The organism is Luteimonas sp. Soil_C_16 (assembly GCF_057657295.1).
The window spans coordinates 195,134-211,047 of the sequence record NZ_JBDGIS010000004.1 but is presented as its reverse complement, the minus strand read 5'-3'; the positions used below and the strand labels follow the sequence as shown (position 1 = coordinate 211,047).

Genomic DNA, 15,914 nt, shown 5'->3' with positions numbered 1-15,914 from the left:
GGAATTCCTAGTGCGTTGCGGTGGGACAGGCAGGGACGGACTGCGCCGGAGACGTGCCGGCGAACCACCAGCGCGATCCGCCATCGGCGGCGAGCACGAGCCGGGTACTGCCCCAGTCCATCGCACATGGACCGTCGGCGCGCGGCGCAGTCTGCAGGTCGAGAGCCCGCAAGCCGGGCGCATCCGTTTCCACCAGATGCAAGGTCCAGCCGAGCCCCTCGAACACGAGGTCTTCGCCAGATGTGCGGCGATCCAAGCCTGCCCGGCTGAGCTGATCGTCCAGCTGCTGCCGCAGTGGGCCGGGCACGCCGACATCTACACCGATGATGTCGATCAGGCCCTGCGCGTGCCGCCAGCGCGGCGCGAGCACGTCGGCGCGCGACGTTCGCGGCGTGGCATCCGCCGACGGTGCGAGCCAGGCGACGAGTTCCGGGCGGTAGGTCATCGCCCACAGGACGAGATGCGGATTGTCAGCCGTGGCATCGCGCTGCACTGCGTCGTACCACGGCACCGGCGGCGTCGTGCGGCGCCAGTGCACGTCGCTCCGGCGCACATCCCGATACACGGCGCGCCAGGCCGTTTCCAGCCGATCGAGATCGCGCGGCGCGTCGTGTCCGATCGCCAGACCTACCTTGCCGACGGGCTCGCCGAACCGGTTGCCGGGCGCGAAGAGTTCAAGATAGGTCGTGCGTCCACGCAGGAACAGGCGGTCTGCCCCATCGTCCGGCGCGGCGTAGCCCGGCAGTCCGGTATCGGGCGGCGACAGGAGACGTGCGACTGCATTGCTGCGCTGGATTGCATCGAAGCTGGCCTGATCCAGCACCACGTACAGGTGGTTGAGCGCGGCGGGCGGCAAGCGCGCCGACGTCGTGACGGGAAGCGCAAGGCCGACGGACATCGCCGCCATGCAGAACACGGAGAGGACAGGAAGGCGGCGGGACACCATGCAGCGGGCCGGATTGAGCTGATTAGTTACGATATAACATAAAGACAGGGTGCCTAGCCGGCTCAGGGCCTTCAATGGAAGTCGCGCGACGGCAACTGCATGCCACCGAGCATGCCGCTGAGATCCTGCAGATCGCCTGCGATCAGATGCGCGACGCCGTCCACGCGCTCCCAGCGCCCGCGCACCGCGAGCAGACGTGACTCCAGCAATGCGCGACGCCGCCGCAACGCGAGATGCGGCCAGACGATCACGTTGATCATTCCGGTCTCGTCTTCCAGCGTGACGAAGATCGTGCCCTTGGCGGTCGCAGGGCGCTGGCGTTGTGTGACCAGACCCGCGACGTGCACGCCGCTGCCATGCCGGCGCTGCTGCAGATCGCGCAGGCCGATGATCCGGCGCTCAGCCATCTGCGCACGCAGCAGGGCCATCGGGTGCTGGCCCAGCGTCAGGCCGGTGCTGCGGTAGTCGGACAGGATTTCCTCGCCCGCACGCGGCTCCGGCAGTTCGACCACGTCCTCGTCGGGACTGCCCGGCAGCAACGGCCGTTGTCGCTCGATGCCCGAGACCGCCCAGCGCGCCGCGTTGCGATGCCCGGCCAGCGAGGCGAGCGCACCGGATTCGGCGAGCACGCTGCGCGCCTTCTCGTCGAGACCGGCGCGCAGGCATAGATCCTGGACGCTGGAGAACGGACGGCGCGCGCGTGCGGCAACGATCGCTTGGGCCATGGTGTCCGACAAGCCGGCGACCAGACGCAGGCCGAGCCGGATATCCGGCTGCGTCCCGGGATCGGCGTCACTGCGCCACGGACGTCCGCCGACCAGCGTGCAATCGCGATCGCTGACCATCACGTCGACCGGCAGCACCTCCACCGCCGCGCGATGCGGACTGCCGCGACGCGCATCCTGCACGATCTGGCTCGGCGAATAGAAGCCCATCGGCTGCGCGTTGAGCAGGCCGCAGGCGAAGGCCGCCGGCTCGTGCCGCTTGAGCCAGCAACTGGCGTAGACCAGCTTCGCGAACGACGCGGCGTGACTCTGCGGAAAGCCGTAGGAACCGAAGCCCTTGATCTGGTCGAAGATCTGGTCGATGAATTCCGACGCGTAACCCTTGGCTTCCATGAGTCCGCGGATACGCAGTCGATGCGGCTCCATGTCGCCGCCACGACGCCAGGCCGCCATCGAACGGCGCAGGCCATCGGCCTCGTCGGCGTCGTAGCCGGCATGGATCACCAGTTCCATGACCTGCTCCTGGAACAGCGGCACGCCGAGCGTCGGCCCGAGGATTTCGCGCACGCCCTCGGACGGATACGTCACCAGCTCGTGTCCCTGCCGGCGTCGCAGATACGGATGCACCATGTCGCCCTGGATCGGACCGGGTCGCACGATCGCGACTTCGACCACGAGGTCGTAGAACTCTTTCGGCTTGAGCCGCGGCAGCATCGCCATCTGCGCGCGGGATTCGATCTGGAACACGCCGACGGTGTCGGCGATCTGGATCATCTCGTAGGTCTGCGCGTCCTCGCGCGGCAGGGTCGCGATCTCGAAATCGCGTCCGCGCTCGCCGCGCACCAGATTGAGCGCCTTGCGGATGCAGGTCAGCATGCCGAGCGCGAGGCAATCGACCTTCAGCAGCTGCATGGTTTCCAGATCGTCCTTGTCCCACTGGATGATCGTGCGGTTGTCCATCGCCGCGTTCTCGATCGGCACCAGATGCGACAGCGGTTCGTTCGAGATCACGAAACCGCCGACGTGCTGCGACAGATGCCGCGGGTGGTCGCGCAACATCTCGGTGATCACGAGAATCTTGCCGATCAGCGGATTGTCGAGATCGAACCCGGCTTCGCTGATGCGCTGTTCCATCGGCGCCTCGCCGTTGCCCCAGCCGTAGCAATTGGCGAGCAATGCGATCTGGTCCGGCGGCAGGCCGAAGGCTTTGGCGACATCGCGTACCGCGCTCTTGCCGCGATAGGCGATGACCGTCGCCGCCAGCGCAGCACGTTCGCGGCCGTATTTGGCGTAGACGTACTGGATGACCTCTTCGCGGCGTTCGTGCTCGAAGTCGACGTCGATGTCGGGCGGCTCGTTGCGGTTCTCCGACAGGAAGCGCGCCATCAGCAGACGCGTGTCGTCGGGATTCACCGCGGTGATGGCCAGCGCATAGCAGACCGCCGAATTGGCCGACGAGCCGCGGCCCTGGCACAGGATGCCCTCGCCTCTGGCGAAGCGGACGATGTCGGCGACGGTCAGGAAGAACGCCTCGTACTTCAGCTTCGCGATCAATGCCAGTTCGAAATCGATCAGCTTGCGGACCTTGGGGGTCGGCCCGTCCGGCCAGCGCAGGCGAATCCCCTCTTCCGTCAGATGACGCAACCACGTCGTCGGCGTATGTCCTTCGGGCACCAGTTCGACCGGATAGTCGTAATGCAGTTCGCGCATGCCGAAGCTGCAGCGCGCCGCGAGATCGACGGCGGCCTGCATCAGATCGGCGCCGTAGATGTTGCCCAGTGCACGCCGCGAACGCAGATGCCGTTCGCCGTTGCGGAACAGATGTGTGCCGCAATCGGCAATCGGTGTGGTGTGTCGGATCGCGGTCAGCGTGTCCTGCAGGATGCGTTCACGACGGGTGGCCATGTGGACGTCGCCACTGGCGACGGCAGGGATGCCGAGCGTGCGCGACAGCGCCAGCAACGTGGCCAGGCGCTCGGCATCGTCACATTCGCGATGCAGTTCCACGGCCAGATGCGTCCGTTCGGGAAACACGTCGCGCAGCCAGGCGCCCTGCCCCGTGTCGGGCGTCGCGCCCGGTAGCCACACGGCGAACACGCCGGGTGTTGTCCCTCGGAATTCGGCTTCGATATCCGCACGCGAGAGCCGGTACTGGCCCTTGGTGCCGGCGCGGCGGCCGCAGGTGATTAGCGCGCACAGCTGCGCGTAACCCGCGCGGGTTTCGACCAGCAGCACGAAACGCGTGTCGTCGAGCAGCCGGAACTCGCTGCCGACGATCAGCTTGAGTCCGGTTTCCTCCGACGCCTCCAGCCCGCGCACGATGCCGGCGAGCGAGCATTCGTCGGTGATCGCGAGCGCGCTGTATCCGCAGTGCACGGCGCGCGCGAACAGCTGCTCCGCGCTGGACGCGCCGCGCAGGAAAGAGAAATCCGACAGGCAGTGCAGCTCTGCGTACGCGGGCAGATCGTCGCGGGTGTCATGGGCGACGTCGTCGTTCGCGGCCGCGCGCAGGCGCCCGGCAACGCGTAGCGCACGCGGCACATGGCTGCCCGGCGTGTCGCGGTCGACGCCGTCGATCGCATCGTCCCAACTCATGCGAACCAGCCGTGCAGCATCCAGCCGTCGAAGCGGCCCGGCGGCACGAAGGCCCAGCCGCGCTGGCCTTCGCGCGTTTCGACGACGTAGTAATCGCGGCGCGCGTCGGCGTCGTCCCACCAGCCGCTTTCCAGACGCTCGGGCCCGGACACGATGCGCAGGCCGGCGTCGTGCAGCGGTACCGGTTGCGGCAGCAGCCAGGCCGGACGCGGCGGACGCGCAGGCGCATCCGCAATCGCGCCGCCGCCATCGCCGATGCGGCGCGACCATGCGCGTTCGGGGCGCGGATCGCCGGCTGGTGTCACCCGATAGACCGCATCGTCACCGAGCCGTGCACGCAGACGTTCGCGCAGATGCGGCCAGTCGAGCGCCTGCTGCGGACGGGTATCGAACAGATCGCGCGCGGCCGGCACGAACGGTGGCAGCTCGCGCGCGAGCAGGCGCATCGCGACGACGGGCCTGGCGATCTCCGTGCGTTCGAGCCGGTTGCGCGCGAGTTCGAACAGCATCGTCGACGTGCGCTCGGGCGCGAGCAGGCCGACCTCGACATCGGTACTGCCTTCCTCGTGTTCCAGCCCGATCACGAAACGCTGCACGCCACCGTCGCGCGCAGAGAGATACGTGCACAGGTCGTTGATCAGGCGCCGCAGCGGAAACAGCAGCGGCGGATGCGCTTCCACCTCGTACCCCAGCTCGACGCGCATGTCGAACCGGTCCGGCGGCGTGTAGCAGGCGACCGGATCGTCGCTCTCGCCATACAGCCTGCGCACGTGCGCCAGCACATCCGCGCCGAACCGGCGTTGCACGCCTGCACCGGGCAATTCACGTAGTGCACCGAGCGTGCGTACGCCCATGCGGTACAGACGTTCGCCGGCATCACCCGGCAATGCGGCACGGCGCACCGGTGTGCGATCCAGCAGCGCCGAAAGTTCCGCCGCGCCGGTCACCGCAAAGCCATCGCGCAAACCGACCAGCACACGCGCGGCGGTCGGCGACGGCGCGAGCGCGATGCGATGTGCGAAGCCCAGCGCCGACAGTTCCTCGCGCAGCGTGCGTTCGAACTGCGACCACGGCCCGAACAGGCGGAAGCTCGCCTGCACCTCCAGCACGATCGCGCGCGACCACTGCTGGCTCACCAGCGAACTGTGGCGATACGCCCAAGCGGCCAGAAATCGATGCGCCGTCGATTCGGCCAGAGCGTCGTGCGGTTGCGTACGCACATCGGCCAGCAGCGCATGCGCGGCCGACAGGCGCATGCCGGCTTTCAGTCCGTGCGCGCCGGCCGCGTCGTTGACGCTGTGCAGCGTGCGCAGCTGCGCAGGCCCTTCGACCAGCGCGAACGGTGCGTCGGGATCCGGCAGACGACGGAGAACGGCGTCGAGCGCCAGTTGCGGCAGGAGAAGGCAGGCCCAGAGCATCGCAGGAGCATTCAGCTCGCCAATCGCAGCGGTTGCGACGGCACCTGCCCGCCCCGGCATTTGCGCACCTGCCAGGCCTGCACCTCGGGCAGATATTCCAGCCGCAACGCCGCCGGCGAGGCATTCGCCGCATGACGTCGATCGCGCAATGCGAAGGCGTGGCAATCGCCGCTGTCGGCCGCCACCTGCAGGCGCCGCATCAAACGCGCATCGCCGGTATCGGGCCAGCCCAGCACCGCCGCGCAGGCGCCGCTGCGCAGGCATTGCTCGAAGGCCCACAACGCATCGGCGGGCGCCGCCTCGACGACGTCCAGCGCGTCCAGCCGCACGCCCGCCGCCTGCCAGGCCGGTGCATAGGGAATGCACGGCGGTGCGACCAGCACCACGCGACCGCCGGCCGCAGTGATGCGCGAGAGCGCTGGAAACAGCAGCGAGATTTCGCCCACGCCATCGGCCGGCAGCAGCAGTTCGGTCAATGCGCGCGGCGGCCAGCCGCCGCCCGGTAGCGCGGCATCGAGCACGGCATGTCCGGTCGGCTGGCCGATGTCGGCGCAGCGCGTGCCGCGCCCGGCCGACCACACCGTGCGCGCGGCGAGCAGGGCATCCAGCGATTGGAGCGCAGGCGCCATGTCAGCCCTGCCGCACCAGACCGCAGTACAGGCCTTCGATCGCGAAGTCGGCGTCGGCGGCGACCACGATCGGCGCATGCGCAGGATTGCGCGGCAGCAGACGCACGCCGCCTGCGCGGTGTTCGAGCCGCTTGATGGTGATGGCATCGTCCAGCCGCGCGACGACGGTCTGGCCGTCGCGCGCATCGCGACTGCGGTGCACGCCCACGAGATCGCCCTCGAGGATGCCGTCGTCGATCATCGAATCGCCCTCGACCCGCAGCAGGTAATCCGGGCGCAGCGAGAACAGGCTGCGGTCCAGCCACAGCACGCGATCGCTGCCGGTGTCCGGACCGATCGGCACGCCCGCGGCCACGCGCCCGAGCACCGGCAACGCGGCCATGCGGTCGCCTTGCCCCGGCAGCCGCAGCCCGCGCTTCTGCCCGGCCTGCAATTCGACCAGTCCTGCCGAGACCAGCGCCTGCACGTGCTTCTGCGCGGCATTGCGCGAGGCGAAACCGAAGGCCGCGGCGATCTCGGCCAGGCTCGGCGGCGCACCGGCGGCGATGCGCTCGCGCAGGAATTCGAGGATGGCGGCACGTTGGGGGGACAGATCGCTCATGGTGTACATTTGTACACCTTCGAAATCCGATCCGCCACCGCTTCCGGGAACGGTCTTCCAGACGTCCTGGCGAGGCTGGCGATGGCGCGGCGACACGCCTGACCGGTTCAGGCAGACCCCTCTGCCCAAGCGACCCGTGCATCCCACGATGGATGCACGGGAAAACGGTTACAGGGTTGTCCCTAGTGGTCCGCCCTGCCCCCGGCGCCTAGCATCGAACCCGGTCTGTCTGGACTCCGGAGCGCCTCGTGGATCGGCAACGCAACGTGTTCCTGTTCCCCGGCCGCTGGCGGCGTTCGACCTGGCAGGCCATGGCGATCGTTCTGCTGGCCCTGCTGGTCGCGTCCAATGCGGCCTGGTTACATGCCAGCCGCAGCGATGACGATGCAGGCGGCTTCTCCCGCCTCGCCCATCTGCCCTCGCCCGAGCGGGTGATCTACGAGTATCCGAAACCGGCCGTCGCGGCGCCTGCTGCGCCGAAACTGGTGGCCTACCGTTCGACCCCGCTCGAAGCCGGCGAACGCTGCGCCGGCGGCCAAGTCATCCGTCGCCTGCCGAACGGCTGGGAAGGCACCAACCGCCCCTGCAATCCCTGATCGCCTGGTACTTCAGCCGCGTCCGCGGTGATTGCAGACCGCGGACACGCGTTCGTTGAGGCGGCGCAGATCGTCGTAGCGGCGCTGGGTGCCGAGCTTGCGCAAGGCATTTTCGCGACTGGCGCGTGCGGCCAGACATCGCGCGTGCTGGTCGTCGCGTCGGGGCGTCGTGGCGCGCGTCGGACGGTCCCGCGTCGACGCGGCCACACGACGCTGCGTCGGCGGTTTCGCCGGGCGCTGCACTGCCGTCGCTGCCGGCGGATCCTGCACCTCGGCCGTCCACGTCCGCAGGCTTTCGCCATCGACGCAGGGCTGCGATTGGTAACTGTGGCCACCGCGACCATCGGCGCATTTGTGCACCGACTGCGCGGCGACCGGCCACGCGACGAGCAGCAGCAGAGCGGCGCTGATCCGCATCGGCATTCCCTCCCTGGAAGAACCGCCTACGAGCGTGCGCGCGTGCCGCGAACCGCACCATCGTGCGAACGCCCACGCGGTTTCGGTCGCGCGCCGCAGGCGTCGTCAGGAAATCCGCTGGCGCTCAGTCGTCGCCGGCCTCGCGGGCCTTGCGGATCGCTTCCGCGCGTGCGGCGCGCAAGGCGTCGAGCTTGTCCTTGAGCTTGATCTCCATGCCGCGCGCGACCGGCTGGTAGTACACCCGCTCGCCCATCGCATCCGGGAACGCGGTCTGGTCGAGCGCGATGCCGCCTTCGGTGTCGTGGTCGTACTGGTAGCCGGTGCCGTAGCCGAGTTCCTTCATCAGCTTGGTCGGCGCATTGCGGAAATGCATCGGCACGTCCTGCGTGCCGTATTCGCGCACGTCGCGCTTGGCCTGGTTGAAGGCCATGTAGCCGGCGTTGGATTTCGCGGTGCTCGCCAGATAGATCACCAACTGCGCGAGCGCGAGTTCGCCCTCGGGACTGCCGAGGCGGTCATACGTCTCCCAGGCGTCGATCGACATCTGCAGCGCACGCGGATCGGCCAGGCCGACGTCTTCCACCGCCATGCGCGTCATGCGCCGGGCGAGATAGCCGGGATCGCAGCCGCCATCTAGCATCCGCGTCAGCCAGTAGAGCGCGGCATCGGGATTCGAACTGCGCACGCATTTGTGCAGCGCCGAGATCTGGTCGTAGAACTGCTCGCCGCCCTTGTCGAACCGGCGCGTGCGATCGGCCAGTACCTGTTCGATGGTGCCGGCAGTGACTTCGCCGCCCTCGCCCGCCAGTTCGGCGGCGATTTCCAGCAGCGTCAGTGCGCGGCGCACGTCGCCATCGGCGGCCACTGCGATCAGCCGCAGCAGATCGTCGGCGATCCGCAGCCCGCGATCGCCGAGTCCGCGTTCGGCATCGGCCAGCGCACGGCGCAAGGTCTCGAGGATGTCGTCGGGCGACACCGCCTCCATCACGTGCACGCGGCAGCGCGAGAGCAGCGCGGAATTCAGTTCGAACGACGGGTTCTCGGTGGTCGCACCGACGAACACGATCGTGCCGCGTTCGATGTGCGGCAGGAACGCGTCCTGCTGGGTCTTGTTGAAGCGGTGCACCTCGTCGACGAACAGCACCGTGCGACGCCCGCTATCGAAACGGTGCGCGGCTTCGGCCAGCACCTGTCGCACCTCCGGCAGACCGGACAGCACCGCCGAGATCGCCTTGAATTCCGCATCCGCGTAATGCGCCAGCAGCAGCGCCAGCGTGGTCTTGCCGCAGCCCGGCGGCCCCCACAGCACCATCGAATGGATCTTGCCGGCCTCGACCGCCGTCCGCAGCGCCGTGCCCTCGGCGACCAGACGACGCTGGCCGACCATCTCGTCGAGCCTGGCGGGGCGCATGCGCTCGGCCAGCGGACGCATCGCACTGCGGTCGACCTGCAGCAGGTCACCGGTGTCGGCGCGGGATGGGCGGGATCGGGACACGCGTTAACCTGTCGGGACTGGAGTGCGAAGGAGTGCGACATGCCGATATTGCGGCACCGGGACGTGATCACAAGCGCGACGCGCCAGCTCCAGCGGCTCGCATTCGGCATCGCGCTGAGTGCGCTGTCGGCGACGGCCGCCGCCGACTGGCGCGCAGATGCGGTCGACACGTTGACCCGGGCATCGGACGGGCATCGTCTGGTCGTGCTCGGCGAGATGCATGGCACGCGCGAGATTCCGTTGCTGGCCGGCGATCTGGTCGACGCTGGAGCGACGCGTCGCAGGTGCTGCTGGCGCTGGAGATTCCCGTGAGCGAACACGGCGCCCTGCGTGCGGCCGTTTCGGGCGGCGGCAGCGACGCGACGATCGAAGCGCTGCGTCAGCGTGCCTAGTGGCAGGTGCCCGCCGACGAAAACTACGGACGTCGCAGCGAGGATGTGCTGGCGCTGGTCCGCCGCATCGGTCGACTGAAGGCAGCGGGACGCGATGTCGCGATCCTGCCGTTCGATCCGCGGGATATCCGTTGCTACCGGCGCGGCACCTGCGAGGCGGCGATGGCCCATGTACCGAGGCAAGCGCATGAGGCATTTCCGCAGGGTCGGATTGTGGTCGTCACAGGCAACTTACATGCGATGCGCGCGCGTCCGGCGGATGCGCCGCTCGGGTTTTCCGAACAGCCGATGACAGCGCTGCTGCGCGACCTGTCGCCCTACTCGGTCAATGTCGCGGCCGCGGGAGGAGCGCACTGGGCCTGCGGGGACGCGTGCGGGATCGTCGATGTCGCGCCCTCGCGTGCGGGCGGTCGCGCAGGCGCGGACTCGCCATTCGACTACCGCTTGGTACTGCCGGCGTTCACGCCGATCCGGCAGGTTGGCGAGTCGGGGAATTAGCCGTCCGAACGCGCTTTGAAGCCGTCGTCCCAGCGAACGCTGGGACCCATTTTCCGCGGTCGGGCCGAAGATCAACATGGGCCCCAGCTTTCGCTGGGGCGACGGTCGAGTTTGATCGGCGCGAAGAACCAACTATGCGAGCGAGCCAAGCCCACTGACGTCTTACGCCTTACGCCTCACCTCTGACGCTCCACATCCCACGCCTCACTCCTCGCCCACCACATCCACACCCGCAGGCGGCGTGTAGCGGAAGGTGTCGGCGGCGAACGTCGGATTGCGCTTCCAGCCACTGAACCCGATCGTCGTGCGCTGGCCCAGCGTGTCGTGGATTTCCATGCGCGACAGGCTGCCGTCGCTGCCGAAGCCCAGACGGGCGCGTTCGAACGCGGCGTTCTCGGTACGCTTGGGACGCAGCTCGAGCCAGTTCAGTCCACCGGCGCTGCCGGCCTCGGCGACGTTGAAGTCGCGGTCGAGCTTGGACGGATCGATCAGTGCGGCCAGCGGGCTGTCCTGTTCCTCGCTGCCCTGCGAGCGGCGCGTGACCTGCTGCAGATCGGGATCGAAGACCCACACCGTGCGGCCATCGGCAACGATGAGCTGCGGATACGGCTTCACGTATTCCCAGCGGAACAGGCGCGGCGCCGACAGCGCCAGCGTGCCGCTCGAGCTTTCCTTGACCCGGCCGTTGCCGTCGGCGACCTGCTGGGTGAACTGCGCTTCGAGGCCCTTGAGGCCGCGCGTGAACTGCTCGAGCTGCGGGCGCGCATCGGCGGCCTGCGCGAGGCCGCCCACCATCAGCACGGCAGCGGCGGCAAACCAGCGGGAATGACGGATCATCGAGCGCATGCGAAAGAACCTCTGGGTTCGGTGACGTTGGATCGGAGTGTGCGAATTCTTTGCTGAATGCGGCGACGATGGCACGGTTCTGCGCCGATGCCATGCATCCGCGATTCATCGCATCCCTTGCGGGCGCCGAGTGGATCAGCGCGGAGGCGGCGGCGGCGCAAGCACGCTGCGGTCGCCGTTGTGCTCGGGCGGCGTCACCACGCCGGCCGCTTCCATCGCCTCGACCAGACGCGCGGCGCGGTTGTAGCCGATCTTCAGCCGGCGCTGCACACCGGAGATCGACGCGCGGCGGGTCTCGGTGACGATCTTGACCGCTTCGTCGTACAGCGGATCGCTCTCGTCGCCACCACCGCCGCCGCTTTCCGGCAGCCCCGTCGCGCCGACCACGGTGCCGTCGCCCATCGTCTGCACTTCGTCGAGCACGCCCGAAATGTACTGGGCCTGGCCGCTCTGCTTGAGGTGCTCGACGACGCGGTGCACTTCCTCGTCCGATACGAATGCGCCGTGCACGCGCTCGGGCATCGCCGTACCCGGCGGCAGATACAGCATGTCGCCGTTGCCGAGCAGCGTTTCCGCGCCGGACTGGTCGAGGATGGTGCGCGAATCGATCTTGGAGCTGACCTGGAACGCGATGCGCGTCGGGATGTTGGCCTTGATCAGGCCCGTGATCACGTCCACGGACGGCCGCTGCGTGGCGAGGATCAGATGGATGCCGGCCGCACGTGCCTTTTGCGCCAGACGGGCGATGAGTTCTTCGACCTTCTTGCCGACGATCATCATCATGTCGGCGAATTCGTCGATGAAGATGACGATGTAGGGCAGCGGTTCGAGCAGTTCGGCGACGTCGCTCGATTCCGGATTCGGCCGGAACAGCGGATCGGACATCGGCTGCCCGGCGTCCTGTGCGTCCTTCACCTTCTTGTTGAAGCCGGCCAGGTTGCGCACGCCGACCGCGCTCATCAGCTTGTAGCGGCGCTCCATCTCCGCCACGCACCAGCGCAGGCCGTTGCCGGCCTCCTTCATGTCGGTGACCACCGGCGCAAGCAGATGCGGAATGCCCTCGTAGACGCTGAGCTCCAACATCTTCGGGTCGATCATCAGCATGCGCAGTTCTTTCGGACTGGCCTTGAACAGCAGACTGAGCACCATCGAGTTGACCGCGACCGATTTGCCCGAGCCGGTGGTACCGGCGACCAGCAGATGCGGCATGCGCGCGAGATCGGCGACCACCGACTGGCCGCTGATGCCCTTGCCCAGCGCCAGCGTCAGCGGGCTCGGCGACTTGTCGTATTCCTTGGAGCGCAGCAGCTCGGAGAGATAGATCATCTCCCGGCGCACGTTCGGGATTTCCAGGCCGATCACCGACTTGCCCGGAATCACGTCGACCACGCGCACCGATTTGACCGACAGGCCGCGGGCGATGTCCTTGTCCAGCGAACTGATCTGGCTGACCTTGACGCCCGGCGCCGGCTCCATCTCGAAGCGCGTGATCACCGGGCCCGGCTGCGCTTCCTTGACCTCCACGTCGATGCGGAAGTCCTTGAGCTTGAACTCGATCTGCCGCGACAGGGTTTCCAGTGTCTCCTCGTCGTAGCCCTTGGGCTGCGGCTTGGGATCGTCGAGCAGCGACAGCGGCGGCAGATCCGAGCCGTTGGCGTTGACGCCATGGAACATCGGGATCTGCTGCTCGCGCTTGGCGCGTTCGCTCTTTTCGACCACCGGCGGCACGACCGGCGCTTCGATTTTCACCGGTGCGCGCTTGGCCCGCAGTTCGGTGTCGACCTTGCGTGCCTCGGTACGCTCCTCGCGGTGCACGCGGGCTTCCTTCCAGTCGGTCGCCTGCTTGCTGCTGCGGCGGAACAGCACCGGCAGCTTCATGACCCAGCCGCCGAGGCGGTCCATCAGCGCGAACCACGACAGGCCCGTCGCCAGCGTCACCGACACCAGGAACAGCGCGAGCAGGAACAGATTGCCGCCGACCGGACCGATCGCCCCATAGAGCGAATTGCCGACCAGCCGACCGAGAATGCCGCCGCCACCGGCCGACAGGTTCTGCACCGCCGGCACCCGCAGGTACAGCAGGCCGGTCGCGGACACCAGAAAGCCGACGATGCCGACCAGACGCAGGGCCGGGCCGAAATCGGCGGTGCCCTCGGGGTCGCGTTCGATGCCGAACAGCGCGATCCATGCGATCGCGCCGAGGATCACCGGCAGCAGATAGGCGACGTAGCCGCACAGATGCAGCAGCACATCGGCGATCCACGCGCCGACCGGGCCGCCGACATTGTTCAGCGGCGCGGTGACGCTACCGGCATTGGTCCAGCCCGGATCGGTGTGCGAGTACGTGACCAGACACGCCAGCAGATACAGCAGCAGCGGCGCGATCAGGATCAGCGCGATGTCACGGACCAGCCGCTGGCGACGCGGGTTCGGCGCTGCCTTGGCGGACGCCGCGGGTGCGGCGTCCTTGGCTGCGCTGCGCGTGCGCTTGGAGCGGTCTGAAAGCGGTCGTGCCACCGTGCGTCTTTACCTGAGAAAGTCGGTACAGGCCTTTGATCTTACGTCAAAGTTTCATGCCCTGCAGCGCAGGATGCACGAGCTTGCCGCCTTCGACGTTGATGCCGCGCACCAGCGCCGCATTGTCGCGCCACTGGCCCGACGCGAGCTTGTTGACCCACGGCAGGATCGCCGCGCAGATGGCCTGCGACGAGGTCTGCGGCACGGCGCCGGGCATGTTGGTCACGCAGAAGTGGGTCACGCCCTCTTCCACGTAGACCGGCTCCTTCCAGGTCGTGCCACGCGAGGTTTCGAAGCAGCCGCCCTGGTCGATCGAGATGTCGACGAGCACGCTGCCGTCTTCCATCGACTTGATCATCTCGCGGGTGACCACGTGCGGTGCGACCGCACCGGTGACCAGCACCGCGCCGATCACCAGGTCCGCCGAGGCGACCTCGCGGGCGACGACGTCGTCGTAGGGATACAGCGCGGTGACGTTGTTGCCCAGGCGCATCATCTGTTCCATGCGGTCCTGACGCTTCTCGAACACCACGACGTTGGCACCACCGGCCGCGGCCAGCGCCGCCGATGCACCACCGGCCACGCCGGCGCCGAACACCACGACCTTGCCGCGCTCGGTCGACGGCAGGCCGCCGAGCAGCTTGCCCTTGCCGCCCAGCGGCTGGTGCAGGTAATGCGTGCCGATCTGCACCGCGATCTTGCCGGCGATCACCGACATCGGCGCCAGCAGCGGCAGCTCACCGTTGTCGAGCTCGACAGTCTCGAACGCGACGCCGGTCAGGCCGATGTCGAGCAGACGCTTGGTCAGCTCCGGCAGCGGCGCCAGATGCAGATAGCAGAACAGCAGATGGTCCTTGCGCAGCAGCGCGAGGTCGCCTTCGATCGGCTCCTTGACCTTGACGATCAGTTCGCCCTTTTCGTACAGCGCGGCCGCGTCCGGCGCGATCTTCACGCCCAGACGGGTGTAGGCCTCGTCGCTGAAGCCCGACTTCAGGCCCGCGCCCTGCTGCACCCACACTTCGTGGCCACGGTTGACCAGATCGCCTGCCGCTTCCGGCACCAGGGCCACGCGGCCTTCGAGGGTCTTGGTCTCACTCGGAATACCGATACGCATGTCGCCGACTCCTGCACAAAAAAACGCCGCTTTCGGCGGCGTGTCGCGGATGGATTGTTCCGGTCGGCTGACGTTGCCGAACCTTGTTTTGCGGGGGGCGCACCGCCAAGCTATGGACCACGTCAGGCCGCAGTGCCGAAGCCCGCGAGTATACATGAGCGTTCCGAATACCAGCCCCCGCCACCTCCGTCTGCTGATCCTCGGATCCGGCCCCGCCGGCTGGACCGCGGCCGTCTACGCCGCGCGCGCCAACCTGAAACCGGTGGTCATCACCGGCATGCAGATGGGCGGCCAGTTGATGACGACCACCGAGGTCGACAACTGGCCGGGCGACGCGCACGGGCTTATGGGTCCGGACCTGATGGCGCGCATGCAGGCGCATGCCGAACGTTTCGACACCGAGACCATCTTCGACCACATCCACACCGCGGATCTCTCGCAGCGCCCGTTCCGCCTCAAGGGCGACAGCGGCGAGTACACCGCCGACGCGATCATCATCGCCACCGGCGCGACCGCGAAATACCTCGGCCTGCCGTCGGAAGACGCGTACAAGGGCCGCGGCGTGTCCGCCTGCGCCACCTGCGACGGCTTCTTCTACAAGGACCAGGACGTGGCCGTGGTCGGCGGCGGCAACACCGCGGTCGAGGAAGCGCTGTACCTGTCGAACATCGCCAAAACGGTCTATCTGGTTCATCGCCGCGACACGCTGCGCGCCGAGAAGATCATGCAGGACAAGCTCAACGCGAAGATCCAGGCCGGCAAGATCGTGCCGGTGTGGCATCACACGGTCGACGAAGTGCTCGGCAACGATGCCAACGTGACCGGCCTGCGCCTCAAATCCGTGCAGGACGACAGCACCCGCGAGATCGCGGTGCACGGCTTCTTCGTCGCGATCGGCCACACGCCGAACACCACGCTGTTCGAGGGCCAGCTGGCAATGAACAACGGCTACCTCGAGATCCGCTCGGGCATCGACGGCAATGCGACCTCGACCAACGTGCCGGGCGTGTTCGCCGCCGGTGACGTGACCGACCAGCATTACCGCCAGGCGATCACCTCGGCCGGCTTCGGCTGCATGGCCGCGCTCGACGCCGAACGCTTCCTCGACCAGCAGGGCTGAGGCCC

The 15,914-nt window shown here is 67.9% G+C and carries 14 protein-coding genes; 4 read left to right on the top strand and 10 right to left on the bottom strand.

Annotated elements, in window-relative coordinates:
- Positions 1-7 precede the first annotated feature (7 nt).
- Genes AC3A5T_RS09610 through lexA form a run of 5 tightly spaced genes read right to left on the bottom strand, consistent with a single transcriptional unit; the run spans position 8 to position 6,914 of the window.
- Positions 8-1,021: a DUF5829 family protein gene (locus AC3A5T_RS09610; RefSeq protein ID WP_487628367.1), complete on the bottom strand. Its 1,014-nt coding sequence runs from the start codon at positions 1,019-1,021 to the stop codon at positions 8-10.
- A complete protein-coding gene (locus AC3A5T_RS09605; protein WP_487628366.1) occupies positions 1,018-4,266 on the bottom strand; it encodes an error-prone DNA polymerase in 3,249 nt (1,082 codons plus the stop codon). Before AC3A5T_RS09605 ends, AC3A5T_RS09610 begins: the two co-directional genes overlap by 4 nt.
- Complete coding sequence (locus AC3A5T_RS09600; protein ID WP_487628365.1) at positions 4,263-5,684, bottom strand: Y-family DNA polymerase; 1,422 nt, start codon at positions 5,682-5,684, stop codon at positions 4,263-4,265. The genes AC3A5T_RS09605 and AC3A5T_RS09600 overlap by 4 nt, the downstream gene beginning before the upstream one ends.
- Before the next feature lie 11 nt (positions 5,685-5,695).
- Positions 5,696-6,313, bottom strand: coding sequence for a translesion DNA synthesis-associated protein ImuA (imuA, locus tag AC3A5T_RS09595; protein ID WP_487628364.1), 618 nt, complete (start codon positions 6,311-6,313; stop codon positions 5,696-5,698).
- Between the two features lies 1 nt (position 6,314).
- Positions 6,315-6,914 carry a transcriptional repressor LexA gene (gene lexA, locus AC3A5T_RS09590; RefSeq protein ID WP_487628363.1) on the bottom strand — a complete coding sequence of 200 codons (600 nt, stop codon included), beginning with the start codon at positions 6,912-6,914 and terminating at the stop codon, positions 6,315-6,317.
- A 248-nt stretch (positions 6,915-7,162) separates the two neighbouring features.
- Between lexA and AC3A5T_RS09585 the strand changes: the two genes are divergently transcribed.
- A complete protein-coding gene (locus AC3A5T_RS09585; RefSeq protein WP_487628362.1) occupies positions 7,163-7,510 on the top strand; it encodes a hypothetical protein in 348 nt (115 codons plus the stop codon).
- 12 nt (positions 7,511-7,522) lie between these two features.
- On the opposite strand, the gene AC3A5T_RS09580 is transcribed toward AC3A5T_RS09585, so the two are convergent.
- Both AC3A5T_RS09580 and AC3A5T_RS09575 read right to left on the bottom strand, forming a co-directional pair.
- Positions 7,523-7,927, bottom strand: coding sequence for a hypothetical protein (locus AC3A5T_RS09580; protein ID WP_487628361.1), 405 nt, complete (start codon positions 7,925-7,927; stop codon positions 7,523-7,525).
- Between the two features lie 124 nt (positions 7,928-8,051).
- Positions 8,052-9,359: a replication-associated recombination protein A gene (locus AC3A5T_RS09575; protein WP_487628530.1), complete on the bottom strand. Its 1,308-nt coding sequence runs from the start codon at positions 9,357-9,359 to the stop codon at positions 8,052-8,054.
- Positions 9,360-9,461: 102 nt separating this feature from the next.
- Here AC3A5T_RS09575 and AC3A5T_RS09570 point away from each other — a divergent pair, with 102 nt between their 5' ends.
- Positions 9,462-9,734 (top strand): hypothetical protein, encoded by a 273-nt coding sequence (locus AC3A5T_RS09570; RefSeq protein ID WP_487628360.1) that lies wholly within the window; start codon positions 9,462-9,464, stop codon positions 9,732-9,734.
- An 86-nt stretch (positions 9,735-9,820) separates the two neighbouring features.
- A complete protein-coding gene (locus tag AC3A5T_RS09565) occupies positions 9,821-10,312 on the top strand; it encodes a hypothetical protein (RefSeq protein ID WP_487628359.1) in 492 nt (163 codons plus the stop codon).
- A 204-nt stretch (positions 10,313-10,516) separates the two neighbouring features.
- Here the strand turns inward: AC3A5T_RS09565 and lolA are convergent, their stop codons facing one another.
- From lolA to AC3A5T_RS09550, 3 genes are all read right to left on the bottom strand, one after another.
- On the bottom strand, positions 10,517-11,191 hold the full coding sequence (lolA, locus tag AC3A5T_RS09560; RefSeq protein WP_487628529.1) for an outer membrane lipoprotein periplasmic chaperone LolA: 675 nt from the start codon (positions 11,189-11,191) through the stop codon (positions 10,517-10,519).
- A 102-nt stretch (positions 11,192-11,293) separates the two neighbouring features.
- Positions 11,294-13,675 (bottom strand): DNA translocase FtsK, encoded by a 2,382-nt coding sequence (locus AC3A5T_RS09555; RefSeq protein WP_332077250.1) that lies wholly within the window; start codon positions 13,673-13,675, stop codon positions 11,294-11,296.
- Positions 13,676-13,721: 46 nt separating this feature from the next.
- The gene (locus tag AC3A5T_RS09550) at positions 13,722-14,789 is read right to left on the bottom strand and encodes an alanine dehydrogenase (protein WP_394005121.1); all 1,068 of its coding nucleotides are present in this window, start codon (positions 14,787-14,789) and stop codon (positions 13,722-13,724) included.
- A 154-nt stretch (positions 14,790-14,943) separates the two neighbouring features.
- Here AC3A5T_RS09550 and trxB point away from each other — a divergent pair, with 154 nt between their 5' ends.
- Positions 14,944-15,909 carry a thioredoxin-disulfide reductase gene (gene trxB, locus AC3A5T_RS09545; RefSeq protein ID WP_487628358.1) on the top strand — a complete coding sequence of 322 codons (966 nt, stop codon included), beginning with the start codon at positions 14,944-14,946 and terminating at the stop codon, positions 15,907-15,909.
- The last annotated feature ends 5 nt before the right edge of the window (positions 15,910-15,914 follow it).